Here is a 24,244-nt window from a genome sequence, read left to right on the forward strand (position 1 = left end):
TCGATCTGGTCTCACACTGCGATGCGTGCGCGATCGCGGAGGGCTCACGCCGAGCCGGCGCCCAGGGAATTCACACCCGGCAACTCATCTGCTGTAGGGTCGCCACGTCCGATTGAAGGAGCTGAGCTCGAATGACGGAAACCACTTTCCGGACAATTGCGATCATCCTGTACTTCGCCGGGATGCTGGCCATCGGTTGGTTCGCCTACCGCAAGACGAAGAACAGCCTGGACGACTATATGCTCGCCGGGCGTGGACTGCGCCCGAGTGTGGCGGCGCTGAGCGCCGGTGCCTCCGATATGTCGGGATGGCTGCTCATGGGCCTGCCCGGTGCCATCTATCTGTCCGGGCTCATCGAAGCGTGGATCGCGATCGGCCTGACCGCCGGGGCCTGGGTCAATTGGAAGTTGGTGGCCCCGCGCCTGCGCGCGTTCACGGAGACGGCCGGTGACTCGATCACGATCCCCAGCTTCTTCGAACAGCGCCTCAAGGACCGTTCCCGGCTGCTGCGCATCGTCTGCGGAGTCATCATCCTCGTGTTCTTCACGTTCTACGTGTCGTCGGGAATGGTCGCGGCCGGCAAGTTCTTCGAATCCAGCTTCGGCCTCAACTACCTCGGCGGAATGCTCCTCGTCGCCGCCATCACCATGGTCTACACGCTCTTCGGCGGCTTCCTGGGCGCGACGCTGACCGATGTCGCCCAGGGCCTGCTGATGTTCGCCGCCCTCATCGCCGTACCGATCGTCGCCGTCATCAACGCCGGCGGCCCGGCGACCGTGATCGACAACGTCTCGCACATCGATCCCGGTCTCCTCAGCCTCCTCGGCAGCGAACCCTTCTGGGCCAGCGGTGCCTACTTGACCGTGATCTCGTCTCTGGCGTGGGGGCTGGGGTACTTCGGCCAGCCCCATATCATCGTCCGGTTCATGGCGCTGCGGACCCCGGCCGATGCCAGTCTCGCCCGAAGGATCGGCGTCGGCTGGATGGGCATCTCCGCGCTCGGCGCCGTCGCCACGGCCATCGTGGGCATCTCGTACTTCTCCCAGCACGCGGATATGGAACCCGCCGACTCCGAGACGGTCTTCCTCGATCTCGCCCAGATCCTGTTCCACCCGTTCATCGCCGGCCTCGTGCTCGCGGCAGTCCTGGCAGCGATCATGTCGACGATCTCCTCGCAGCTCGTCGTCACGTCCTCGGCCCTGATCGAGGATCTGTTCAAGATCGTGGCGCTGCGTTCCGGGTCCAAGCGCACGCTCAAGGACAAGACCTATGTTCTGCTCGGCCGCCTCGGCGTGCTCGTCATCGCCATCATCGCGGTGGTGCTGGCGATCTCGCCGTCGAACAGCATCCTCGATCTCGTGGCGTTCGCCTGGGCCGGTTTCGGCGCCTCGTTCGGTCCGATCGTGCTGCTGACCCTGTTCTGGAAGCGCCTGAGCAACTGGGGCGCACTGTTCGGTCTGCTCTCCGGTGCGATCGTGGCATTCGTGTGGGGTCAGGTGAGCATTCCGATGACGGACCAGATCTACGAGATCATCCCCGGCTTCGCCGTCAACCTCATCGTGGCCGTCGTCGTCAGTCGCTTCACCTACAAGCACGACGAGGAGGCCGACCGGGAGTTCGACGAGTCCGTCGCCCTGTCCCGAGTCCGGTGATCGAGCCCCGCAATCCGACAGCGGCGCCCTCGACCCACAGTTCGCGGCACCCCGCACCGTTCCTGCGGTGCGGGGTGCCGCGCAGTCTCGGACGTGCGACCACTGAGCTGATTCCAAGCTGAGGCGGCGGGGTGACACGAGCGGTCGCCTCGCTGGTGGGACGTATAGCGGCTCATCGTAAACGAGAGTGTAGAACGGTGATTCCAGGACACGGCGAGTCGCTACCCGGATAGATGTCGAGGTCTTCCGATGATGGAAGTTCTCACACAACCCATCCGAAAGACCTCGACGTGGCCAAGCCTACTTTCTCAACCCCTGACCTCACGACATTCTGCCGACTCGACACCCTCGACCTCACCTGCACCGGCCAACACATCACCGGACACAAAGCCATCCTGGAATGCCGGCCTAACACTGCCGATGACTGGTGCCGACGGTGTGGTGGCCACGGGATCGTTCGCGATACCGTCGTCCGCCGTCTCGCCCACGAACCCTTCGGCCACCGACCGACCACGCTTCATATTCGCCTCCGCCGCTACAAATGCGTCGAGTGCGACCGCGTATGGCGTCAAGACACCACTGCTGCGGCGCCCCCACGAGCGAAGATCTCTCGAACCGGCCTCGACTGGGCGCTGCGTGCCCTCGTCATCGACCACGACACCGTGTCCGTGATCGCACGCAAACTCGCCGTGTCCTGGCACACCGCGAACTCCGCAATCCTCGCTGAAGGTAAGCGGTTGTTGATCAACGACCCGACGCGTTTCGACGGGGTCAGCGTCATTGGTGTCGACGAGCACGTATGGCGGCACACTCGGCGTGGCGACAAGTACGTCACCGTCATCATCGACCTCACCCCGATCAGCCAGGCAACAGGCCCAGCACGTCTGCTCGACATGATGCCCGGACGGTCGAAGCAGGTGTTCAAGCAGTGGTTGAAAGCCCGTCCGAAGGACTGGCGTGATGGCATCGACGTCGTCGCGATGGACGGATTCTCCGGCTTCAAAACAGCCTCGGTCGAGGAACTGCCCGATGCGGTCGAAGTCATGGACCCCTTCCATGTCGTCAAGCTCGCCGGTGATGCTCTCGATGATGTTCGTCGTCGTATTCAGCAGGAGACCACTGGTCATCGTGGACGAGCGAAAGACCCCTTGTATCGAGCGAGGAGGACTCTGCACACAGGCGCTGATCTGCTCACGACCAAGCAGCAGGAGAGGATCGCAGGCCTGTTCGCCGATTCGAGTTTCACCGAAGTCGAAGTCACCTGGGCTGTTTACCAAGACATAGTCAACGCCTACCGAACCGCCGACCGCAACGAGGGCAAGAAGCTCTTGAGAACGGTCATCGACGCACTGACGACGAATCTGCCGACAGAGCTGGTCGAGCTCAAACGGTTGGGACGGACTCTGAAGCGCCGAGCTGCCGATGTGCTGGCGTTCTTCACCCGACCGGGAACGTCCAATGGTCCGACTGAAGCGATCAACGGCAGGCTTGAACATCTGCGCGGGTCTGCTTTGGGGTTCCGTAACATCACCCACTACATCGCCAGGTGTCTGCTCGAGTCCGGTGGCTTCAGACCGGTTCTACACTCTCAATTACGATGAGCCCGTATAGCTGCAACCGTGTCTCATCCTTCCGAACTGGAGCCGCAGCCGGCAATCGTGCCCCTGGCCGCAGGCCTCAGTGCGGGCGCCCCCGGGCACCGACGACTGCTTCGGCCCAGCTCCGGTCATCCCCGCGGTGAATACACTTCGGGCGGGCATCCGGAGTGGATGCCCGCCCGAAGTGTTCGGCGCCTGCTCCATCACGCGGAGCAGCAGCCGCCGGGAGGTCACTTCTCCTCGGCGGCCTCCGTGGACTCTTCAGCGGTCTCAGACTCGGCCTCGACAGCGGCTTCGTCTGCGGCTTCGGTCTCGGTCGGAGCCTCGTCTGCGGCCGGAGAGGCGGCAGCGGTCGCCTGTTCGGCTTCCTTCACCGTCGCCTGCTTCGGCGAGTAGGGCTCGAGGACCAGTTCGATGACGGCCATGGGGGCGTTGTCGCCGGGGCGAGGACCGATCTTGGTGATCCGGGTGTAGCCACCGGGACGCTCGGCCATGGTCTCCGCGATCGAGGTGAAGAGCTCGTGCACGACCGACTTGTCGGAGATCTGGGCGAGCACGCGGCGACGTGAGGCCAGATCACCCTTCTTCGCGTTCGTGATCATCCGCTCGGCCACCGGGCGCAGGCGCTTGGCCTTGGTCACGGTCGTTTTGATCTGCTTGTGCTCGAACAGCTGGGCAGCCATGTTGTTGAGCATGAGGCGCTCGTGTGTGGGCGATCCGCCGAGGCGCGGGCCCTTGGTTGGGGTTGGCATTGTCAGTTACTCCTAGGTCTTAATCAGTACTGTTCGTCTTCGACGTAGGACTGGTCCTCATCAACGAGACCGGAATCGAATCCGGCAGGACTGTCCTTGAGGCTCAGGCCCAGCTCGTTGAGCTTCGCCTTGACCTCGTCGATCGACTTCGAACCGAAGTTGCGGATATCCATGAGGTCGGCCTCGCTGCGAGCAACGAGCTCACCGACGGTGTGGATGCCTTCGCGCTTGAGGCAGTTGTAGGAGCGCACGGTCAGGTCGAGATCCTCGATCGCCAGCGCCAGGTCGGCGGCCAGAGCCGCGTCCACAGGCGAGGGTCCGATCTCGATGCCTTCAGCTTCGACGTTGAGCTCTCGAGCCAGGCCGAAGAGCTCGACCAGGGTCTTACCCGCAGATGCGATGGCATCGCGCGGGGTCATCGAGGGCTTGGTTTCGACGTCGAGGACCAGACGATCGAAGTCGGTGCGCTGTTCGACACGCGTGGCTTCGACCTTGTAGGTGACCTTGAGAACCGGAGAGTAGATCGAATCGACCGGGATCCGGCCGATCTCTGCATCCGCGTTCTTGTTCTGAGCGCTCGAAACGTATCCGCGTCCGCGTTCGATGGTCAGTTCCATGTCCAGACGACCCTCACCATTCAGCGTGGCGATGTGCAGGTCCGGATTGTGGATCTCGACCCCGGCAGGAGCAGAGACATCGGCAGCGGTCACGGTGCCGGGCCCCTGCTTGCGCAGGTAGGCAACGACCGGTTCGTCGAATTCGGACGATACGACCAGGGACTTCAGGTTGAGGATGAACTCGGTGACATCCTCCTTGACTCCCGGCACGGTGCTGAACTCGTGGAGGACTCCGTCGATCCGGATGGACGTGACGGCGGCACCGGGGATCGAGGACAGCAGGGTTCGGCGAAGCGAGTTGCCGAGGGTGTAGCCGAACCCGGGCTCGAGCGGTTCGATGGCGAACCGTGAGCGGTTATCGGAGACGACTTCTTCCGTGAGCGTTGGGCGCTGTGCAATGAGCACGTGGGCTTCCTTTCAGCGAACATCCGCTATATGACGTTCGCACTGCACGTCATGGCCTCAAGGCCATGAAGAACGGTTCGGGTTATCTGGGAATCCGTTCTGCGACCGATGGCGGGCTCGTACCCGTCATCCGTTGCAGTTCCACGGAAGGATCAGCCGCGGCGGCGCTTGGGAGGACGGCAGCCGTTGAACGGAACCGGGGTGACATCCTGGATGGTGCCCAGTTCCAGGCCGGCGGCCTGCAGCGAACGGATCGCGGTCTCACGGCCCGAGCCGGGTCCCTTGACGAACACGTCGACCTTCTTCAGGCCGTGCTCCTGTGCCCGACGAGCGGCCGATTCCGCAGCCATCTGCGCGGCGTACGGGGTCGACTTGCGCGAACCCTTGAAGCCGATCTCACCTGAGGAGGCCCAGGAGATGACAGCACCGGACGGGTCGGTGATCGACACGATGGTGTTGTTGAAGGTTGATTTGATATGAGCCTGGCCGGCGACGATATTCTTCTTCAGCTTGCGGCGAGGCTTGCGCACTGTAGCGGCGCGTGACTTGGGAGGCATATGTTCCTACTCCTGATCGAGGTGGTTGATGCTGATCAACCGGGTGAGCGTGTTACTTCTTCTTACCGGCCACGGTGCGCTTGGGTCCCTTGCGGGTGCGCGCATTCGTCTTGGTCCGCTGACCGCGAACCGGCAGACCGCGGCGGTGACGCAGGCCCTCATAGCTTCCGATCTCGACCTTGCGGCGAATATCGGCGGCCACCTCACGACGGAGGTCACCCTCAACCTGGAATGTGCCCTCGATGTAGTCACGCAGCTGGACGAGCTCTGCGTCGCTCAAGTCCTTCACACGGGTATCAGGGCTGATTCCCGTTTCGGTCAGGGTCTGGCGCGCACGGGTGCGGCCCACACCATAGATGTAAGTCAAGGCGACTTCCACGCGCTTTTCACGTGGAATGTCGACTCCGGCAAGTCGTGCCATGGGTACTGTCTCCTGTTGTTGTCTCGGAGGTGCTGATGCAAACCTGTCCCTGGTCTCCCAAGGTCTCCGGCCCCCGACCGGAGGTATCGTCCCGCGTCCGTGTCCCGGAAGCTCTCACTTCTCAGGCGTGCTGACGCAGATGGCGAGGTTTGCGCGGGTGTGGTGCTGCTGAAGCTCCTCGGCGGAGCTCCGATCTGCTCGAAGAGCTGCTCAACCCTGGCGCTGCTTGTGGCGCGGGTTGGAGCAGATGACGATGACCCGGCCGTGACGGCGGGTGATCTGGCAACTCTCGCAGATCTTCTTGACGCTGGGCTTAACCTTCATCGTTTTTCCTTCTTTCGGTCCCTGCCCCGCTGAGGGCAAGACGCGAATGATCGAAGATCCTTACTTGTAGCGGTAAACGATTCGTCCGCGCGAGAGATCGTAGGGAGACAGCTCCACAACGACCCGGTCTTCGGGAAGAATGCGGATGTAATGCTGACGCATCTTTCCGGAGATATGCGCCAGCACCTTGTGCCCATTGCTCAGCTCCACCCGAAACGATGCGTTCGGCAGAGCCTCGACAACGGTGCCTTCGATCTCAATGACCCCTTCTTTTTTGGCCATATCGTTCGCTAACCTCGTATTCCCGCGATACCTTCGCGTTCGACGTAATCGTGTATCACCGGCTCAATGTCGGTGACCCCTCGGACTGCAGTCCTCGTCACCACATGAAAAGAAGTGGATGGCAGAAGCCGCCCACATCTGAAAAAGGGTGAGTTGAGTGAGAACAGACCAATCATCAACCCTACACCACGGGCGAAGAATCTTCCACATGGTCCTCGCTTCCCGGCGTGAAGTCCCTTACAATCCCACCCGCGGACGACGCTGCCGCGGGCCGGGCCCGCCACATGACCGTCGAAGTCACCTCCGCCTCACTGCCCGGGACGCGGCTGTTAGCGTGATTCGAGTGGCTCCCGCCTTCGCGGGAGACGGGTTCGCCAGCCGCGATCCGTCGAAGAGACCAGTAGAGGAGAATGAGCATGTCCGAGTTCGACGCCATCACAGAAGCGTCCCTAGTGGCCAAGGGCGGACGCAAATGGTCGACCTTCCCCGGTTCCATCGGGGCGTTCATCGCCGAGATGGATTTCGGCGTCGCCCCCGCGGTGCGTCAGGCTCTGCGAGAGATCGATGAGCGCGACCTCTTCGGCTATGCACCCTACGATCTGACAGCGGATCTCAAATCCGCGACTGCGAACTTCTATGCCGACCGCTTCGGATGGCGGATCCCGGTCGATCACATCCAGCCGGCCAGCGACGTCATCGCCGCATTCCTCGGCGTGCTCACCCATCTCACCCCGGCCGACACCCCGATCGTGCTGCCCACCCCTGCCTACATGCCGTTCTTCGACGTCGCGAAGACCACCGGTCGTGAACTCATCGAGGTGCCGATGCTGCGCACGGAGACCGGCTGGACGCTGGATCTCGACGCGATCGCCGCCGCTCTCGTGCCCGGTGCCACACTCGTCCTGTGCAATCCCCACAACCCGATCGGCAAGGTGTACACCGAGGCCGAGCTGCTCGGACTCGCCGAGGTCGTCGAGGCCGCAGGGGCCCGCGTGTTCTCGGACGAGATCCACGCCCCGGTCGTCTACGACCCCGCCCGGCACATCCCCTATGCCACCCTCACCGAGGCGACCGCCGCCCACACCGCGACCGCGACAGCGGCGTCGAAGGCCTTCAACATCCCCGGACTCAAGTGCGCGCAGCTCATCCTCACCGATGCCGAGGACCGCGCGGTGTGGAAGGAGAAGGGCCAATTCGTCTCCGGAGCGGCGTCGAACCCCGGGATCATCGCCACCACCGCCGCCTACACCCACGGCGGCGACTGGCTCGCCGAGGTCACGGCCTATCTCAAGGGCAATCGGGACCATCTCACCGACCTCGTGACAGAGCTTCTGCCCAACGCCACCTATATTCCTCCGGAGGGCACCTATCTGGCGTGGCTCGACCTGCGAGGATACGGGCTCGAGGGACATCTCGCGCAGCGCTTCAATGAGCGGGCGAAGGTGGCCATCACCGAGGGACGCCTCTGCGGTGAGGTCGGCGCCGGCCACATCCGATTCAACTTCGCACTCCCCCGCCCGCTGCTCACCGAAGCGATCGAACGGATCGCTCGGACACTCTGAGGTTCGTCGGACCGCGGGTGAGGGCTGCGACCCGGGTCATCGCAGCGGCAGCCATGCGATGAGGTCATAGGACGAGCACGACCCCGCACATTCGAGGATCCTCTGGTCGAATCTGAGGTAGTACTCGAGTCTGCCACTGATTCACCAGCTCCCGGACCCCTCACGGCCGGCTGTGTGCCTTCGACGAGCACTTCGGGCAGCAGAGGGTGGGCCATCACATCCCGAGCAACGTCGACGTACAGATCGAAGAAGGTGCTGAGACTCAGTCCCACACGTCCGCTGCCCGTTGCTGATCCATTCGCGCTCAGTGCATTCTTCCGCTCTTCCAGCGCAGGCAGCTGTGCGAGGGCCGCGTCGAGGTTGAAGGCTCGGGAGGTCATCCTGCGTGCCGCCTCCACTGACTCGGGAGTCAGAACGGCGGTCGCGTAACAGCCGGGATCGTCGATCCCGGGCAGACGCGCATCCAGCTGCGCAGTGCGGTCGGAGAAACCCACGGGGATCCCCGGGCGCAGCCGTCCGCAGCCGAGACTGCGGGCGTTGTACTGCAGGCGGGCACGCACGCCTCGTGCGGCCTCGGGAACAGAATACAGGATGGTGTGGAAGCAACCTCCGTATTCGGGGAAGACGTGATCGCCGGCGATATCGGCGAAGCCTGAGAGGATGTGTGCGCTGAGTCGGTAGACGGACACCCGTCCGACCTGGAGAGCGAGGACAGGCGACAGAAGAAGCCATCAGATGTTGACCCACAGCTCAACCCGGTGCTCATTGGTCTCTGCAATGCAGGCCTGAGCAGCACAGTTGTGGGGAGCTGCCATTCCACTAAGGGGCCCTTTTAGCCTTGATCCACCGATCGGAGTAGCCGGATCAAGCCGCGCGTGAAATGGAAATGCCCCTCTTCTTCGAGGTGAACGCGGTGAACGGGATCTCAGCGACTTCGGCCTTCGAAATCCATGTCTCGGATTCTTCGTCGTAGATCGCTTCGGGGTATTCAATGCCCGTCCATGCGTCCTCGCTGATCGTTCCGATCACGCATCATCAGCATTCCGGCTCGGATAGCTCATCGGGCCAGGAAACTGATTATGCATCTGCCCACGAAGTGGCCATGGGCAGAAGAATTCTCACGACTCTGGCAAGCCGCTTTGAGCCCACCAAAGACAGTATTGTCCTGACCAATTCGCCCTCGGCCCCGGACCGGAGTCATGGAGGAGCCTCCGGGAAGCTCAGTGTGGAAGAGACCGGTGAGAGACCGGGACACTACCTCCTGCCCGCTCACCGATTCCGCGCTCAAATCCGAGCGAGACCCCGGACATCAAGCAGATCGGTGGATCAAGGTTAAGGGCGGCGGTGCCAGGTCCACACGGTCCGCCATTTGCCGACGTTCCCGGGCAGATCGCGCCAGGCAATACCGGTGCGGTATCGGTAGAGGATGCCCTCGACCATCTGTCTGGGGTCGGAGAAAGGGGTGGCCTCGTCGGCCTGTCGGCGCTGGCAGGTGGTCGGCGATGAGGGCCCATTGGTCGTCAGTGAGCAGGTGGAATCGAGACACGATTCCAGGGTTTCAGAATCCTACCCAGGCACGCCCGAGGCGCCACGACGCGGATGACCACACGTACACTCTCGAGCAGCGCGCCGACCAGATGTCACGCACAGCCGGTCTGCTGGCCGGCGCAATCACGGCACTCATCGCTTTCTGCGCATTCCAGTCGGCCGGATCCAGCATCGTCGAGACGGCGACGTGGATGTTCGCTCTCGCACTCATGGCGGCGTCGGGAACCTTCACCGCCGTCTACGTCGTCGCCAGGGCCTCACTGAAGAAGCAGGCGCTGACGACCGGAGTTCTCCCCTCAGGCGCTCTTCGGAGGCACAGGAGTGATTCCGTAGGGGGCCAACCCGGCCGCTCCCCCGTCTTCGGCCGTCAACACCCAGACACCGTCGTCATGTCTGGCCACGCTGTGCTCCCAGTGACTCGCCCGCGAACCATCGGCGGTCACCGCGGTCCAGCCGTCGTCGAGCGTGCGTGTGTCCCCGACGCCTGAAGTGAGCATGGGCTCGATCGCCAGGCACATGCCCGGTCTGATCTTCGGACCGTTCGACCGCGCACGATAGTTGAGCACCTCCGGGGCCATATGCATCGCGGTGCCGATCCCGTGACCAGTGAATTCCTCGACCAGTCCCAGATGGGGGAAGTGCTCGGTGACGAAATCGTCGATGGCATCTCCGACATCGCTGACCCGTGTTCCCGTGGCGAAGGCAGCGATGCCGGCCCACATGGCCTGTTCGGTGGCCGCGGACAGTTCGCGATCGGCGGCGCTGCCGGCGTCCTCACCGCCGACGATCATCGTCAGCGCGGAGTCTCCGTGGAACCCCTCGACGATCGCACCGCCGTCGATCGACACGAGGTCACCGGTGCGCAGCACCCGAGGCCCGGGGATGCCGTGGACGATCTCCTCATTGACGGAGATGCACACGACGGCGGGGAACCCCTGATATCCCTTGAAGTTCGACTGGGCGCCGGCGCCGACGATGACCGCCTCGGCGGCCGCGTCGACCTCAGCCGTGGTGGCTCCGGCAACGGCGGCGGACCGGGCCGCTGAGAGCACTTGACGTGTCAGCTGCCCGGCCCGATGCATGAGCTGAAGCTCCTCGGGGGTCTTCAGCTCGATCCGTGGTCCGAAGATCATCGAATGGCTGAGAGGATGCGCTCGGTGATCTCGTCGACGTCACCGAGGCCGTCGACCTGGCGCAGCAGTCCGCGGCTGCGGTAGATGTCGGTCAGCGGCTGGGTCTGCTCCTCGTAGACGTCGAGCCGGTGACGGATGACGTCCTCGCTGTCGTCGCTGCGGCCTTCGGTCTGGGCGCGGGCCAGAAGCCGGGCGACGACCTCGTCCGTGTCCGCGGTGAGTTCGACGACGTGGTCGATGGCCTTGTCCTCGGCTGCAAGCATGCGATCGAGCTCTTCGACCTGCGCGGTGGTGCGGGGGTAGCCGTCGAGGAGGAAGCCGTCCGCGGCATCGTCCTGGCCCAGACGATCGGCGACCATGGAATTCGTCACCTCGTCGGGAACGTACTCACCGGCGTCCATATAGCGTTTGGCGAGCTTGCCCAGTTCGGTCTCCCCCTTCACATTCGCACGGAAGATGTCTCCGGTCGAGATCGCGGGAACGCCGAGCGCCTCGGACAGGCGGGCGGCCTGGGTGCCCTTACCCGCGCCGGGAGGGCCGATCAGGATGATGCGTGAGCTCATGGGGTGTCCTTCCAATGGTTGGCAGCTGTTCGTCAGCGTCCGGTCGTGATCAGCGCAGCAGGCCCTCGTAATGGCGCTGCTGCATCTGCGCGTCGATCTGCTTGACCGTCTCGAGGCCGACACCCACGACGATCAGCAGGGAGGTGCCGCCGAACGGAAAGTTCTGATTCGCGTTGATGAGCACCAGAGCGATCAGCGGGATCAGGGCGACGAAAGCCAGGTAGAGCGAGCCCGGGAAGTTGATCCGGCTGAGCACGAAGCTCAGGTATTCGGCCGTCGGTCGACCAGCGCGGATCCCGGGAATGAAGCCGCCGTACTTCTTCATGTTGTCTGCGACCTCTTCGGGGTTGAAGGTGATCGCCACGTAGAAGTAAGCGAAGAAGATCGTCAGCAGGGCGTACACCGTGATGTAGATCGGATGGTCGCCGCGAGTGAAGTAGGTGCTGATCCATTCGACCCACCTGGATTCGGGGTCGAAGAACTGGGAGACCAGGCTCGGCAGGTAGAGCACGGAGGAGGCGAAGATGACGGGGATGACTCCGGCCATGTTCACCTTGATCGGAATGTAGGTCGAGGTGCCGCCGAACATCCGGCGGCCGACCATGCGCTTGGCGTACTGGACCGGGACCCTGCGCTGCGACTGCTCCACGAAGACGACGAGAGCGACGAGCACGAGGCCGACCGCCATGACGATGAGGAAGATGTCGACGCCCTGCTCGCGGAAGATCGCACCGAGCGAGGAGGGGAAGGCCGAGGCGACCGAGGTGAAGATCAGCAGCGACATGCCGTTGCCGACACCGTGTTCGGTGATCTGCTCGCCCAGCCACATGATCAGGCCGGTGCCAGCGGTCAGAGTGAGCACGAGGACGCTGATGCCCCACCAGGTGTCGTTGGCGATGAGATCCTGGCAGCCCTCGACGTCGCCGAAGAGGGCGCCGGAACGCACGGTGGCGATGAGTGTCGTCGAGTTGAGCACCGCCAGGCCGATGGTCAGGTAGCGCGTGTACTGGGTCAGCTTCGCCTGACCGGAGGCGCCTTCCTTGTGCAGAGACTCGAAGCGCGGGATGACCACCCGCAGAAGCTGGACGATGATGCTCGCAGTGATATAGGGCATGATGCCCAGAGCGAAGATCGACAGCTGCAGCAGCGCGCCGCCGCTGAAGAGGTTGATCATCGCGAATCCGCCCTCATTCAGCTGGGGCGAAGCCACGCATTCCTGCACCTGGGTGTAATCGATGCCGGGCGAGGGAATGAAGGAGCCGAGTCGGAAGATGACAAGAATGCCCAGGGTGAAGAGGAGTTTGTTCCTCAAGTCGGGCGTTCTGAAGGCCCTCCGGATTGCGCCGATCAAGCGTCCTCCTCGTTGGCGGATGAAAAGTCAGAGTCGTGGTCGCGACCTGGCGAATGAGACAAATACCAGCAAAACACTATCAGGGTATGACCCCCAGGTTGAAACCGACGAGGGCCGACGGCGGCTCGGTTCCGGCCGACCACCGGGCACCGCCGGGCGGGGTCGGGTGACGCAGAAGGGGGCGGTCACCGAAGTGACCGCCCCCCTTCGTTCTGAAGCCTCGTTCCCGCAGCGCGGGCGCCGATCAGGCTTCGGTGGCGCTTCCGCCTGCGGCCTTGATCTTCTCGGCCGCAGAGCCGGAGAACTTGTCCGCAGTGATATTCAGGGCCACGGTGATCTCACCGGTCCCGAGAATCTTCACGGGCTGCTTCGGACGCACAGCACCCTTGGCCACGAGGTCGGCGACGGTCACGTCTCCGCCCTCGGGGAACAGGGTGGACAGCTTGTCGAGGTTGACAACCTGGAACGTCACCTTCGTCGGGTTCTTGAACCCACGCAGCTTCGGCAGACGCATGTGCATCGGAGTCTGGCCGCCCTCGAAGCCGTGCGGAACCTGGTAGCGGGCCTTCGTGCCCTTGGTTCCGCGACCGGCGGTCTTGCCCTTCGAAGCCTCACCGCGACCCACGCGGGTCTTGGAGGTCTTGGCTCCGGGGGCCGGACGGAGATCGTGCAGCTTCAGCGAGTCGTTGTTCGACATATCAATCGACCTCTTCCACAGTCACGAGGTGACGCACGGCATTGATCATTCCCCGGATCTCGGGGCGATCGTCCTGCACCACGACGTCGTTGGTCCGCTTGAGACCGAGCGAACGCAGCGTGTCACGCTGGCTCTGACGGCCACCGATGGCGGACTTGTGCTGAGTAACTTTGAGCTTTGCCATCAGGACTTCGCCCCACTTTCAGCAGCTGCCCGCAGCAATGCGTGCGGAGCAACCTCGTCGACGGGAAGGCCGCGGCGAGCCGCGACTTCCTCGGGACGTTCGAGGTTCCTCAGCGCGGTGATCGCGGCGTGCACGATGTTGATTGCGTTCGACGAACCCAGCGACTTCGACAGCACGTCCTGGACACCGGCTGCGTCGAGGACCGCGCGGACGGGACCGCCGGCGATGACACCGGTACCGGGAGCGGCCGGACGCAGCAGGACGACGCCTGCGGCTTCCTCGCCCTGGACCGGGTGCGGGATGGTCTTCTGGATGCGCGGCACGCGGAAGAAGTTCTTCTTCGCTTCCTCGACACCCTTGGCGATGGCGGCAGGAACTTCCTTCGCCTTGCCGTATCCCATGCCGACCATGCCGTCGCCGTCTCCGACCACGACGAGAGCCGTGAAGGAGAAACGACGTCCGCCCTTGACGACCTTCGACACGCGGTTGATGGTCACGACATGTTCGATGAACTGGTTCTTGTCGTCACGATCGCCGCGGCCGCCGCGTCCACGGCCTTCGCCGCGTCCGCGGCCCTGGCCGCCCTGTCCACCCTGGCCGCGGCCACGGGAGGAGCGGTCACCGCTGTTGTCGTTGCGGGTCTCAGCAGTCGCCTGCTGTTCCTTGTTCTCTTCAGTGCTCATAGGGCCAATCCTCCTTCACGGGCACCTTCGGCGATTGCCTGCACACGGCCGTGGTAGGCGTTGCCACCACGGTCGAAGACGACGGCTTCGACACCGGCGTCCTTGGCACGCTGGGCCACCAGTTCGCCCACCTTGCGGGCCTTGCCGGTCTTGTCGCCTTCGAATGTCCGCAGATCGGCTTCCATGGTGGAGGCCGAGACCAGGGTCTTGCCGACGGTGTCGTCGATGACCTGGACGAAGACGTGGCGCGTGGAGCGAGTCACTGAGAGGCGAGGGCGCTCGGCCGTTCCGCTCACGTGCTTGCGCAGACGAGCGTGACGACGCTTGCGAGCAGCTGCCCTGCCCTTGCCGTAGCTTTCCTTTTTGCCAAAGGCCATCTTTACTTACCAGCCTTTCCGACCTTGCGACGGACGATTTCGCCGGCGTAGCGCACACCCTTGCCCTTGTATGGTTCGGGACGGCGCAGCTTCCGGATGTTCGCAGCGGTCTCGCCGACCAGCTGCTTGTCGATTCCGTGAACGGCGACCTTCGTCTGTCCGTCGACGCTGAAGGAGATCCCCTCCGGCGGTTCGACGGTGATCGGGTGGCTGTAGCCGAGGGCGAACTCGAGGTTCGATCCCTTGGCCAGGACACGGTAACCGGTTCCGACGATCTCGAGGGCCTTCGAGTAGCCTTCGGTCACACCGACGATCATATTGTTGATGAGCGTGCGGGACAGTCCGTGCAGCGAACGCGATTCGCGCTCCTCGTCCGGACGGCTCACTGTGATGACACCGTCTTCGAGCGATACGGTGATCGGCTCGGCGATGGTGACGGACAGCTCGCCCTTCGGTCCCTTGACGGCGACATCCTGGCCGTCGACCTTGACCTCGACGCCGCTGGGAACGGAGATCGGGTTCTTGCCAATACGTGACATGGTCTTCTCTCCTTCCTTACCAGACGTAGGCGAGGACTTCCCCACCCACACCCTTCTTGGCGGCCTGACGGTCGGTCAGGAGGCCTGACGAGGTCGACAGGATGGCGATGCCGAGTCCGCCGAGAACCTTCGGCAGGTTCGTGGACTTCGCGTACATCCGCAGTCCCGGTTTCGACACCCGGCGCAGACCGGCGATCGAACGTTCCCGATTGGGTCCGAACTTGAGGTCCAGGAGCAGCGTCTTGCCGACCTGGGCGTCCTCGACGCTCCAGTCGGTGATGTAGCCCTCGGTCTTGAGGATCTCGGCGATGTTCGACTTGAGCTTCGAGAACGGCATGCTGACGTCCTCGTGGTAAGCCGAGTTGGCGTTGCGCAGACGCGTGAGCATGTCTGCGACTGGATCAGTCATTGTCATTTGGGCACTTGCCCTTCCTCGTTACGGTTTCCGCCCACATGGAGTGCTTGGACCTGCAACGTAGAGATCATTTTGTCTTGAACGGGAACCCGAGGTGACGCAGCAGTGCACGTCCCTCGTCATCGGTCGTTGCTGTGGTGACGACGGTGATATCCATACCGCGGACACGGTCGATCCGGTCCTGATCGATCTCGTGGAACATCGCCTGCTCCGTGAGGCCGAAGGTGTAGTTACCGTTTCCGTCGAACTGGCGATCCGAGAGTCCGCGGAAGTCGCGGATACGGGGAAGAGCCAGCGAGATCACGCGATCGATGAACTCCCACATCCGTGCTCCACGCATGGTCACGTGGGCACCGATGGGCTGTCCCTCACGCAGCTTGAACTGGGCGACGGACTTGCGGGCCCGGGTCACGACCGGCTTCTGACCGGTGATGAGAGTCAGATCGTTGATCGCACCCTCGATCAGCTTGGAATCGCGGGCTGCGTCACCCACACCCATGTTCACGACGACCTTGGTCAGACCGGGAACCTGCATGGGGTTGGCGTATTCGAACTCTTCCTGCAGCTTCCCGATGATCTCTTCGCGGTAAACCTGCTTGAGACGCGGTGCGGGACGGCTGGTGGTTGTTTCCGTCATCAGATCTCCTCCCCGGTGCGACGCGAGTAGCGAACCCGAACGGTCTTGGTGCGACCGTCCCGTTCGACGCTCTCCTCGCGGTATCCGACGCGGGTGGGCTTGTTGTCCTTGGGATCAACGAGCGCCACGTTGGACACGTGGATGGGGGCTTCGTGGGTCTCACGGCCACCAGCGGTGCCGCCGGCCTGAGTCTGCGTAGCCTTCTTGTGCTTGATCACGCGGTTGACGCCTTCGACGAGGACGCGGTTGCGCTCGGGGTAGACGGCAAGAACCTTGCCCTGCTTCCCACGATCGCCGCCTCGTGACTCCCGAGCGCCTGCGATCACCTGGACGAGGTCGCCCTTCTTGATCTTGAGCTTGTTCGCCATGCTCACAACACCTCCGGTGCCAGGGAGACGATCTTCATGAACTTCTTGTCGCGGAGTTCGCGTCCCACGGGCCCGAAGATACGGGTTCCGCGCGGCTCCTCGTCGTTCTTGAGGATGACAGCTGCATTCTCGTCGAACTTGATGTAGGAGCCGTCGGGACGACGGCGTTCCTTGGCGGTGCGGACGATGACGGCCTTGACGACGTCGCCCTTCTTCACGTTTCCGCCGGGGATTGCGTCCTTGACGGTTGCCACGATGGTGTCACCGATCGAGGCGTAGCGCCGACCGGAGCCACCCAGGATCCTGATGGCCAGGATCTGCTTGGCGCCAGTGTTGTCGGCGACTTTGAGTCGCGACTCTTGCTGAATCACTATTTTCTCCTGTCGTCGCGCTGGTTCTCACGCCGAAACATGAGCCTTGCGGAACGGATTCATTGACATTTCACCCCGTTCCCGGTAGCCGCCCGCGACCAGTCGATGGTCGCGGGCGGGACCGGGTAGGTGGGGCGGCGTTGGTTACTTGGCGCGTTCGATGATCTCGACGAGCCGCCAACGCTTCGCGGCCGAAAGAGGCCGCGTCTCGGCCACGAGGACGAGGTCGCCGACACCGGCGGTGTTCTCCTCATCGTGAACCTTGTACTTGACCGACTTGCGCATGACCTTGCCGTAGAGGCGGTGCTTCATGCGCTCCTCGACCTCGACGACGACGGTCTTGTCCATCTTGTCGGACACAACGTAACCACGTGCGGACTTGCGAGTGTTGCGCTCGGCAGCAGTGGACTCGGTGTTCGTGGTCTCCGCCATCACTTGCCCTCTTCCTTAGCATCAGCGGGGTTCGGCCGGATGTCCAGCTCCCGTTCGTTGAGCACGGTGTAGATACGAGCGATGTCGCGACGCACAGCCTTGAGTCGACCGTGGTTCTCCAGCTGGCCGGTGGCCGACTGGAACCGCAGGTTGAACAGCTCGGCCTTGGCCTTCTTGAGCTCTTCGGTCAGACGCTCGTTGTCGAAACCGTCCAGTGCGTCGATGGAAAGGTTCTTCGAACCGATTGCCATTCTCACTCACCACCTTCGCGAGCCACGATACGGGCCTTGAGCGGAAGCTTGTGGATCGCCAGGCGCAGGGCCTCACGAGCAACTTCCTCGGACACACCGGCGAGTTCGAACATGACCCGTCCCGGTTTGACATTGGCGATCCACCACTCCGGCGAACCCTTACCGGAACCCATGCGGGTCTCGGCAGGCTTCTTCGTCAGCGGGTGGTCGGGGTAGATGTTGATCCACACCTTGCCGCCGCGCTTGATGTAGCGCGTCATGGCAATACGTGCGGCCTCGATCTGCCGGTTGGTGATGTAGGCGGGCTCGAGAGCCTGGATGCCGTACTCACCGAAGGACACCGTCGTGCCTCCCTTGGCGGCACCTCCCCGCTTGGGGTGGTGCTGCTTGCGGAATTTCACTCGACGAGGGATCAGCATGTCTCAGCCCTCCGATCCGGCCTCAGCCGCGGGGGCTTCGGCACTGTTCTCAGTGTTACGGGCCTGGTCGGTCCGACGCGCAGCGCCGTCCTGACCACGTCCGCGGCCACCACGACCGCGCCCACGGCCACGCGGGCCACGAGCAGCAGGAGCCTTCGCCTGCTCGGCGGCAAGCTCCTTGTCGGTCAGGTCGCCCTGGTAGATCCACACCTTGACGCCGATGCGGCCGAACGTGGTGTGGGCTTCGTGGACACCGAAATCGATGTTCGCGCGCAGCGTGTGCAGCGGCACACGACCTTCGCGGTAGAACTCGGAACGGCTCATCTCAGCACCGCCGAGGCGGCCCGAGCACTGCACGCGGATGCCCTTGGCACCTGCGCGCTGCGCGCTCTGGATCGCCTTGCGCATCGCACGGCGGAAGGCCACGCGGCTGGCGAGCTGTTCGGCAACGCCCTGGGCGACGAGCTGCGCGTCGACCTCGGGGTTCTTCACCTCAAGGATGTTGAGCTGAATCTGCTTGCCGGTGAGCTTCTCGAGCTGACCGCGGATGCGATCGGCTTCGGCTCCGCGACGTCCGATGACGATGCCCGGACGTGCGGTGTGGATGTCGACGCGGACACGGTCACGCGTGCGTTCGATGTTGACCTTGGAGATGCCGGCCCGCTCGAGGCCGGTGCTCATCATCCTGCGGATCTTGACATCTTCGAGCACGTAGTCCTTGTAGCGCTGCCCCGGCTTCGTCGAGTCAGCGAACCACTTCGACTTGTGATCCGTGGTGATTCCGAGTCGGAATCCGTTCGGATTGATCTTCTGGCCCATTAACGGTTCCCCTTCCGGCTCTTGCGCTGAGGCAGGTCGTCGCCGCTGGCCAGGACCACGGTCACGTGGCTGGTGCGCTTATCGATGCGAAAAGCGCGACCCTGGGCACGCGGACGGAACCGCTTCATGGTCGGCCCCTCGTCCACGAACGCTTCGGAGATGACCAGTTCGTTCTCGTCGAACGCAACGCCTTCCTCGTCGGCCCGGACACGCGCATTGGCGACGCCGGAGGCCACGAGCTTGTAAATCGGATCTGATGCCGACTGTTCTGCAAACTTCAACACTGCAAGTGCTTCGGTCGCCTGCTGACCACGAATGAGGTCGATGACGCGCCGAGCCTTGCGAGGCGTAACGCGCAGGTAACGCGCCTTAGCCTTGGCTTCCATCGCTTCCTTCTCTCTTATCTAGGATCGAAAGAGTCCCCCGCCTCAGCGGCGGCGACCCTTGCGATCGTCCTTTTCGTGGCCACGGAACGTCCGTGTCGGTGCGAACTCGCCGAGCTTGTGTCCGACCATCGACTCAGTGATGAAGACGGGGACATGCTTGCGTCCGTCATGTACTGCGATGGTGTGTCCCAGGAAGTCCGGGATGATCATCGAGCGACGAGACCATGTTTTGATGACATTCTTACTGTTCTTCTCGTTCTGACGAGCCACCTTCTGGTAGAGGTGTTCGTCGACGAAAGGACCCTTCTTGAGGCTACGAGGCATAAGTCAGTACTCCAATCAGCGCTTCTTGCCGGTCCGGCGACGCCGCACGATGTACTTGTCGCTCTCCTTGTTCGGCCGGCGTGTGCGGCCTTCCAACTGACCCCACGGGCTGACTGGGTGACGACCACCCGAGGTCCGGCCCTCGCCACCGCCGTGCGGGTGGTCGATCGGGTTCATCACGACACCGCGCACGGACGGGCGCTTGCCCTTCCAACGCATGCGGCCTGCTTTGCCCCAGCTGATGTTCGACTGCTCGGCATTGCCGACCTCGCCGACGGTCGCACGGCAGCGGGCATCGACGTTGCGGATCTCGCCCGAAGGCATCCGCAGCTGTGCGAAACGACCGTACTTCGCCACGAGCTGCACGGACGAACCGGCGGACCGGGCGATCTTGGCGCCGCCGCCGGGACGCATCTCGACGGCGTGCAGCACGGTGCCGACGGGGATGTTGCGCAGGGCGAGGTTGTTGCCCGGCTTGATGTCGGCGCCCGGACCGGCTTCCACCTGCGCACCCTGCTTGAGGTTCTGCGGCGCGAGGATGTAGCGCTTCTCACCGTCTGCATAGTGCAGCAGAGCGATGCGCGCCGTACGGTTCGGATCGTATTCGATGTGAGCGACCTTCGCCGGAACGCCATCCTTGTCATGGCGGCGGAAGTCGATGACACGGTACTGACGCTTGTGACCGCCGCCCTGGTGGCGAGTGGTCACGCGTCCCTGACTGTTGCGACCGCCGTGCTTGTGCAGCGGGCGCAGGAGTGACTTCTCCGGTGTAGACCGGGTCACTTCGACGAAGTCGGCGACCGACGAGCCGCGGCGGCCCGGGGTCGTCGGCTTGTGCTTACGGATTCCCATGAGTCTTGTCCTTCTTTGACGAAGGATCGCTTAGAGCGATCCACCGAAGATGTCGATCGATCCGTCCTTGAGGGCGACGATGGCACGCTTGGTGTCCTTGCGCTTCCCCCAACCGGTGCGGGTGCGGCGGCGCTTGCCCTGACGGTTCAGGGTGTTGACCTTGGCGACCTGCACATCGAAGATCGATTCAATGGCTTGCTTGATCTCGGTCTTGTTCGAGCTCTGATCGACGAGGAAGGTGTACTTCCCCTCGTCCATCAGGCCGTACGTCTTCTCCGAGACGACCGGGGCGACGATGATGTCGCGCGGGTCCTTGAAGTTGAGACTCATGATGCGTCCTCCGATCTGCGGTTGCCGCTCAGGAACGACTGCAGAGCTGCCTCGGTGAACACGATGTCATCGGCGACCAGCACATCGTAGGTATTGAGCTGATCGTAGGTGAGCACGTGGACGTGGGGCAGGTTGCGCACGCTCAGGTAGTTGAGCTCGTCGTCACGGTCGAGCACCACGAGGGTGTTCTTGCGCTCGGACAGGCCGGCCAGCACGGCCTTCGCCTGCTTGGTCGACGGCGCATCGCCGGTGACCAGGTTCTTCACGACGAAGACCTGATCCAGGCGTGCCCGATCGGACAGCGCACCGCGCAGTGCGGCGGCCTTCATCTTCTTGGGGGTCCGCTGCGAGTAGTCGCGCGGAACCGGTCCGTGGACGATTCCGCCGCCGTTGTACTGGGGAGCACGGATCGAACCCTGACGGGCGTTGCCGGTTCCCTTCTGACGGTACGGCTTGCGTCCGCCGCCGCGGACCTCGGCACGGGTCTTCGTCTTGTGCGTGCCCTGACGGGCAGCGGCAAGCTGTGCCACGACGACCTGGTGGATCAGCGGCACGTTGGCGGCCACGCCGAAGACCTCGGCGGGCAGATCAACGGAGCCGGCCTTGGCACCAGCGGCGTCGAGGACGTCGACTGTCTTGACATCAGTCATGTCGTTCAGGCCTCCTTCACGGCCGAGCGAACGAGGACGACTCCACCCTTGGGACCGGGGACGGCACCCTTGATGAGCAGGAAGTTGTTCTCGCTGTCCACGGCGTGGATCGTGAGGTTCTGGGTGGTGTGCTTGACAGCGCCCATACGGCCGGCCATGCGCATACCCTTGAACACGCGACCAGGTGTCGCGGCTCCGCCGATCGAACCTGGCTTGCGGTGATTGCGGTGCTGACCATGGGAGGCACCGACGCCGCCGAAGCCGTGACGCTTCATCACACCGGCGGTTCCCTTGCCCTTGGTCTTCGCGGTCACATCGACCTTGACTCCGGCATCGAACGTGTCGACGCCCAGTTCCTGGCCGAGCGAGTAGTCAGCAGCGTCTGCTGTGCGCAGCTCCACGAGGTGACGGCGCGGGGTCACGCCGGCCTTCTCGAAGTGGCCTGCAGTCGGCTTGTTGACCTTGCGCGGATCGATCTCGCCGAACGCGATCTGCACTGCGGGGTAACCGTCGGTCTCCTCGTTGCGGATCTGCGTCACGACGTTGTTTCCGGTGGCCACAACGGTCACCGGCACGAGGTTGTTCTGCTCATCCCACACCTGGGTCATGCCCAGTTTGGTGCCCAGAAGTCCCTTGACGTTCTGGGTCGTCGGGAGAGCCGATGAACGAGTATTCGCCATTGCTGCCTCCCTTAGAGCTTGATCTCGATGTTGACGTCGTCGGCGAGGTCGAGTCGCATGAGCGAATCGACGGCCTTCGGCGTCGGATCGACGATGTCGATCAGACGCTTGTGCGTGCGCATTTCGAAATGCTCACGGCTGTCCTTGTACTTGTGTGGCGAACGGATGACGCAGTACACGTTCTTCTCCGTCGGCAACGGCACGGGGCCCACAACAGTCGCACCAGCGCGAGTGACGGTGTCCACGATCTTGCGTGCGGCACTGTCAATCACAGCGTGGTCGTACGACTTGAGCCGGATGCGGATCTTCTGTCCCGCCATGGCGTCGTCTCTTTCTATAGTTGCTTCCGGCCATCAACGGGCAGTGCGTTGGGAACGACTGCCGTCTGTGCCGGCTGACCATGACCGACCCCCGAGGTCGGGCGTGTCGGCTGTTCCTGTCGGAGAAGTTCTCACTTCTCTCAGGAATGCCGACGGCGCTTTTACTCATTGGCTGCTCGGTCCGAACCCGCTGATGCAGATTCATCGATCCGATAGTGTTTCGGGCTGTTCGCAGTATCGCTACCGCAGTGCAGGGGTCAACGCCCAAAACGCAACCTCACTATCTTGTCACATAGCACCGAATGCGCGCAATTTCAGGCACCTCGCTTGTGAGCGATATCTCAGGCCCTGCCGCGCGTGCGGCCCACAGGCACGAGCACGGCCTCTGCGTGACTGCCCGTCGGAACACGAAACAGGGGCCGCGGTCCCGAAGGACTGCGGCCCCTGTTCAGGGTCTTCAGTGAGTCAGATCAGGCGTTGATCTTGGTGACTCGACCGGCGCCGACGGTGCGGCCGCCCTCGCGGATGGCGAAGCGCAGACCGTCCTCCATGGCGACCGGCTGGATGAGCTCGACCGACATGTCGGTGTTGTCGCCGGGCATGACCATCTCGGTGCCCTCGGGCAGGGTGATGACGCCGGTGACGTCGGTGGTCCGGAAGTAGAACTGCGGACGGTAGTTCGAGTAGAACGGGTTGTGACGTCCGCCCTCGTCCTTGCTCAGGATGTAGACCTGGGCCTCGAACTTGGTGTGCGGGGTGATCGAACCCGGCTTCACGATGACCTGACCGCGCTCGACGTCCTCACGCTTGGTGCCGCGCAGGAGCAGACCGACGTTCTCACCTGCACGGGCATCCGGCAGGGTCTTGCGGAACATCTCGATGGCGGTGACGGTCGTCTTGGACGACTTCTCCTTGATGCCGACGATCTCGATCTCGTCGTTGGGCAGCAGCACACCGCGCTCGACACGACCGGTGACAACGGTTCCACGACCGGTGATCGTGAAGACGTCCTCGACTGGCATGAGGAACGGCTTGTCGACATCGCGCTCCGGCTCGGGAACGTTGTCGTCGACGGCAGCCATGAGATCCTGCACGCTCTTGACCCACTTCTCGTCGCCTTCGAGGGCCTTGAGGGCGGAGACCGGGATGACCGGGGCATTGTCTCCATCGAAGTCCTGGCTCGAGAGCAGGTCGCGAACCTCGAATTCGACGAGCTCGAGGAGCTCCTCGTCATCGACCATGTCGGCCTTGTTCAGAGCGGAGACGATGTAGGGCACACCGACCTGACGGGCGAGCAGCACGTGCTCACGGGTCTGGGGCATCGGACCGTCGGTGGCGGCGACGACGAGGATGGCACCGTCCATCTGAGCCGCACCGGTGATCATGTTCTTCACGTAGTCGGCGTGACCCGGGGCATCGACGTGAGCGTAGTGACGCTTCTCCGTCTGGTACTCAACGTGCGAGACGTTGATGGTGATGCCGCGCTCCTTCTCCTCAGGAGCATTGTCCACCTGGTCGAAGGCGCGAGCCTGATTGAGCTCCGGGTACTGATCCGCCAGGACCTTCGTGATGGCAGCGGTCAGGGTGGTCTTTCCGTGGTCAACGTGGCCAATGGTACCAATGTTGACGTGCGGCTTAGTCCGTTCGAAACTAGCCTTTGCCACTGGGTTCCTCCTCGTGGTTGTCAAAAGATATGCGGTTCATATCTTAGACCTTTTATTGGTTATCTTGCATTCCGGTAATCA

Annotated in this window: 32 protein-coding genes and 3 pseudogenes; 3 read left to right on the plus strand and 32 right to left on the minus strand. The window is 63.2% G+C overall.

The window, feature by feature from the left end:
- Positions 1-131: 131 nt before the first annotated feature.
- Together putP and IG171_RS10655 are read left to right on the plus strand one after the other, a co-directional pair.
- On the plus strand, positions 132-1,652 hold the full coding sequence (gene putP, locus IG171_RS10650; RefSeq protein ID WP_212127436.1) for a sodium/proline symporter PutP: 1,521 nt from the start codon (positions 132-134) through the stop codon (positions 1,650-1,652).
- A 290-nt stretch (positions 1,653-1,942) separates the two neighbouring features.
- Positions 1,943-3,253, plus strand: coding sequence for an ISL3 family transposase (locus tag IG171_RS10655; protein WP_212127363.1), 1,311 nt, complete (start codon positions 1,943-1,945; stop codon positions 3,251-3,253).
- 227 nt (positions 3,254-3,480) lie between these two features.
- Here the strand turns inward: IG171_RS10655 and rplQ are convergent, their stop codons facing one another.
- The 6 genes from rplQ to infA form a co-directional block, all read right to left on the minus strand.
- A complete protein-coding gene (gene rplQ / locus IG171_RS10660) occupies positions 3,481-4,002 on the minus strand; it encodes a 50S ribosomal protein L17 (protein ID WP_212127437.1) in 522 nt (173 codons plus the stop codon).
- 23 nt (positions 4,003-4,025) lie between these two features.
- The gene (locus IG171_RS10665) at positions 4,026-5,024 is read right to left on the minus strand and encodes a DNA-directed RNA polymerase subunit alpha (RefSeq protein ID WP_212127438.1); all 999 of its coding nucleotides are present in this window, start codon (positions 5,022-5,024) and stop codon (positions 4,026-4,028) included.
- Positions 5,025-5,176: 152 nt separating this feature from the next.
- Positions 5,177-5,581: a 30S ribosomal protein S11 gene (gene rpsK / locus IG171_RS10670; RefSeq protein ID WP_212127439.1), complete on the minus strand. Its 405-nt coding sequence runs from the start codon at positions 5,579-5,581 to the stop codon at positions 5,177-5,179.
- 52 nt (positions 5,582-5,633) lie between these two features.
- A complete protein-coding gene (gene rpsM, locus IG171_RS10675) occupies positions 5,634-6,002 on the minus strand; it encodes a 30S ribosomal protein S13 (RefSeq protein ID WP_025777905.1) in 369 nt (122 codons plus the stop codon).
- A gap of 210 nt (positions 6,003-6,212) precedes the next feature.
- Positions 6,213-6,326 carry a 50S ribosomal protein L36 gene (gene rpmJ / locus IG171_RS10680; RefSeq protein ID WP_212127440.1) on the minus strand — a complete coding sequence of 38 codons (114 nt, stop codon included), beginning with the start codon at positions 6,324-6,326 and terminating at the stop codon, positions 6,213-6,215.
- Between the two features lie 60 nt (positions 6,327-6,386).
- A complete protein-coding gene (gene infA, locus IG171_RS10685) occupies positions 6,387-6,608 on the minus strand; it encodes a translation initiation factor IF-1 (RefSeq protein WP_025777906.1) in 222 nt (73 codons plus the stop codon).
- A 416-nt stretch (positions 6,609-7,024) separates the two neighbouring features.
- On the opposite strand from infA, the gene IG171_RS10690 reads away from it, so the two are divergent.
- Positions 7,025-8,170 (plus strand): aminotransferase class I/II-fold pyridoxal phosphate-dependent enzyme, encoded by a 1,146-nt coding sequence (locus IG171_RS10690; RefSeq protein WP_212127441.1) that lies wholly within the window; start codon positions 7,025-7,027, stop codon positions 8,168-8,170.
- An 885-nt stretch (positions 8,171-9,055) separates the two neighbouring features.
- Here IG171_RS10690 and IG171_RS10695 read toward each other — a convergent pair.
- From IG171_RS10695 to tuf, 26 genes and pseudogenes are all read right to left on the minus strand, one after another.
- Positions 9,056-9,196, minus strand: a pseudogene (locus IG171_RS10695) (IS1380 family transposase); the annotation flags it as partial.
- Positions 9,197-9,523: 327 nt separating this feature from the next.
- Positions 9,524-9,674 (minus strand): annotated as a pseudogene (locus tag IG171_RS10700) (transposase); the annotation flags it as partial.
- Positions 9,675-10,014: 340 nt separating this feature from the next.
- Positions 10,015-10,851, minus strand: a complete 837-nt coding sequence (map, locus tag IG171_RS10705) for a type I methionyl aminopeptidase (RefSeq protein ID WP_212127442.1) — start codon at positions 10,849-10,851, stop codon at positions 10,015-10,017.
- Positions 10,848-11,414: an adenylate kinase gene (locus tag IG171_RS10710; RefSeq protein ID WP_212127443.1), complete on the minus strand. Its 567-nt coding sequence runs from the start codon at positions 11,412-11,414 to the stop codon at positions 10,848-10,850. Before IG171_RS10710 ends, map begins: the two co-directional genes overlap by 4 nt.
- Before the next feature lie 49 nt (positions 11,415-11,463).
- Complete coding sequence (gene secY, locus IG171_RS10715) at positions 11,464-12,765, minus strand: preprotein translocase subunit SecY (protein WP_212127444.1); 1,302 nt, start codon at positions 12,763-12,765, stop codon at positions 11,464-11,466.
- A gap of 244 nt (positions 12,766-13,009) precedes the next feature.
- The gene (gene rplO / locus IG171_RS10720; RefSeq protein WP_212127445.1) at positions 13,010-13,462 is read right to left on the minus strand and encodes a 50S ribosomal protein L15; all 453 of its coding nucleotides are present in this window, start codon (positions 13,460-13,462) and stop codon (positions 13,010-13,012) included.
- A 1-nt stretch (position 13,463) separates the two neighbouring features.
- The gene (gene rpmD, locus IG171_RS10725) at positions 13,464-13,646 is read right to left on the minus strand and encodes a 50S ribosomal protein L30 (RefSeq protein WP_212127446.1); all 183 of its coding nucleotides are present in this window, start codon (positions 13,644-13,646) and stop codon (positions 13,464-13,466) included.
- A complete protein-coding gene (gene rpsE / locus IG171_RS10730; protein WP_249203624.1) occupies positions 13,646-14,329 on the minus strand; it encodes a 30S ribosomal protein S5 in 684 nt (227 codons plus the stop codon). Before rpsE ends, rpmD begins: the two co-directional genes overlap by 1 nt.
- Positions 14,326-14,706: a 50S ribosomal protein L18 gene (rplR, locus tag IG171_RS10735; RefSeq protein WP_212127447.1), complete on the minus strand. Its 381-nt coding sequence runs from the start codon at positions 14,704-14,706 to the stop codon at positions 14,326-14,328. Before rplR ends, rpsE begins: the two co-directional genes overlap by 4 nt.
- Positions 14,707-14,708: 2 nt before the next feature.
- Positions 14,709-15,245 carry a 50S ribosomal protein L6 gene (gene rplF, locus IG171_RS10740; RefSeq protein WP_212127448.1) on the minus strand — a complete coding sequence of 179 codons (537 nt, stop codon included), beginning with the start codon at positions 15,243-15,245 and terminating at the stop codon, positions 14,709-14,711.
- A 16-nt stretch (positions 15,246-15,261) separates the two neighbouring features.
- Positions 15,262-15,660, minus strand: a complete 399-nt coding sequence (gene rpsH, locus IG171_RS10745) for a 30S ribosomal protein S8 (RefSeq protein ID WP_212127449.1) — start codon at positions 15,658-15,660, stop codon at positions 15,262-15,264.
- Between the two features lie 67 nt (positions 15,661-15,727).
- Positions 15,728-16,297 carry a 50S ribosomal protein L5 gene (rplE, locus tag IG171_RS10750; RefSeq protein WP_212127450.1) on the minus strand — a complete coding sequence of 190 codons (570 nt, stop codon included), beginning with the start codon at positions 16,295-16,297 and terminating at the stop codon, positions 15,728-15,730.
- A complete protein-coding gene (gene rplX, locus IG171_RS10755) occupies positions 16,297-16,665 on the minus strand; it encodes a 50S ribosomal protein L24 (protein WP_212127451.1) in 369 nt (122 codons plus the stop codon). Before rplX ends, rplE begins: the two co-directional genes overlap by 1 nt.
- Positions 16,666-16,667: 2 nt before the next feature.
- On the minus strand, positions 16,668-17,036 hold the full coding sequence (gene rplN, locus IG171_RS10760; protein WP_025777921.1) for a 50S ribosomal protein L14: 369 nt from the start codon (positions 17,034-17,036) through the stop codon (positions 16,668-16,670).
- Positions 17,037-17,180: 144 nt separating this feature from the next.
- Positions 17,181-17,468: a 30S ribosomal protein S17 gene (rpsQ, locus tag IG171_RS10765; RefSeq protein ID WP_212127452.1), complete on the minus strand. Its 288-nt coding sequence runs from the start codon at positions 17,466-17,468 to the stop codon at positions 17,181-17,183.
- 35 nt (positions 17,469-17,503) lie between these two features.
- Positions 17,504-17,719, minus strand: a pseudogene (rpmC, locus tag IG171_RS10770) (50S ribosomal protein L29); the annotation flags it as partial.
- Between the two features lie 2 nt (positions 17,720-17,721).
- Positions 17,722-18,138, minus strand: a complete 417-nt coding sequence (gene rplP / locus IG171_RS10775; RefSeq protein ID WP_209325766.1) for a 50S ribosomal protein L16 — start codon at positions 18,136-18,138, stop codon at positions 17,722-17,724.
- Between the two features lie 3 nt (positions 18,139-18,141).
- Complete coding sequence (gene rpsC / locus IG171_RS10780; protein ID WP_212127453.1) at positions 18,142-18,957, minus strand: 30S ribosomal protein S3; 816 nt, start codon at positions 18,955-18,957, stop codon at positions 18,142-18,144.
- A complete protein-coding gene (gene rplV, locus IG171_RS10785; protein ID WP_212127454.1) occupies positions 18,957-19,343 on the minus strand; it encodes a 50S ribosomal protein L22 in 387 nt (128 codons plus the stop codon). Before rplV ends, rpsC begins: the two co-directional genes overlap by 1 nt.
- A gap of 42 nt (positions 19,344-19,385) precedes the next feature.
- Positions 19,386-19,667: a 30S ribosomal protein S19 gene (gene rpsS, locus IG171_RS10790; protein WP_212127455.1), complete on the minus strand. Its 282-nt coding sequence runs from the start codon at positions 19,665-19,667 to the stop codon at positions 19,386-19,388.
- A 15-nt stretch (positions 19,668-19,682) separates the two neighbouring features.
- Positions 19,683-20,519: a 50S ribosomal protein L2 gene (rplB, locus tag IG171_RS10795; RefSeq protein ID WP_212127456.1), complete on the minus strand. Its 837-nt coding sequence runs from the start codon at positions 20,517-20,519 to the stop codon at positions 19,683-19,685.
- A gap of 30 nt (positions 20,520-20,549) precedes the next feature.
- On the minus strand, positions 20,550-20,849 hold the full coding sequence (gene rplW, locus IG171_RS10800) for a 50S ribosomal protein L23 (RefSeq protein ID WP_212127457.1): 300 nt from the start codon (positions 20,847-20,849) through the stop codon (positions 20,550-20,552).
- Complete coding sequence (gene rplD, locus IG171_RS10805; protein WP_212127458.1) at positions 20,846-21,499, minus strand: 50S ribosomal protein L4; 654 nt, start codon at positions 21,497-21,499, stop codon at positions 20,846-20,848. The genes rplW and rplD overlap by 4 nt, the downstream gene beginning before the upstream one ends.
- Before the next feature lie 5 nt (positions 21,500-21,504).
- Positions 21,505-22,179: a 50S ribosomal protein L3 gene (gene rplC, locus IG171_RS10810; RefSeq protein ID WP_212127459.1), complete on the minus strand. Its 675-nt coding sequence runs from the start codon at positions 22,177-22,179 to the stop codon at positions 21,505-21,507.
- 11 nt (positions 22,180-22,190) lie between these two features.
- Positions 22,191-22,499 carry a 30S ribosomal protein S10 gene (rpsJ, locus tag IG171_RS10815; protein WP_009379191.1) on the minus strand — a complete coding sequence of 103 codons (309 nt, stop codon included), beginning with the start codon at positions 22,497-22,499 and terminating at the stop codon, positions 22,191-22,193.
- 470 nt (positions 22,500-22,969) lie between these two features.
- On the minus strand, positions 22,970-24,163 hold the full coding sequence (gene tuf, locus IG171_RS10820) for an elongation factor Tu (RefSeq protein WP_212127460.1): 1,194 nt from the start codon (positions 24,161-24,163) through the stop codon (positions 22,970-22,972).
- Positions 24,164-24,244 lie beyond the last annotated feature (81 nt).

Origin of the sequence: Brevibacterium sp. SMBL_HHYL_HB1 (assembly GCF_018208375.1) — a bacterium.
Lineage (GTDB): Bacteria > Actinomycetota > Actinomycetes > Actinomycetales > Brevibacteriaceae > Brevibacterium > Brevibacterium intestinavium.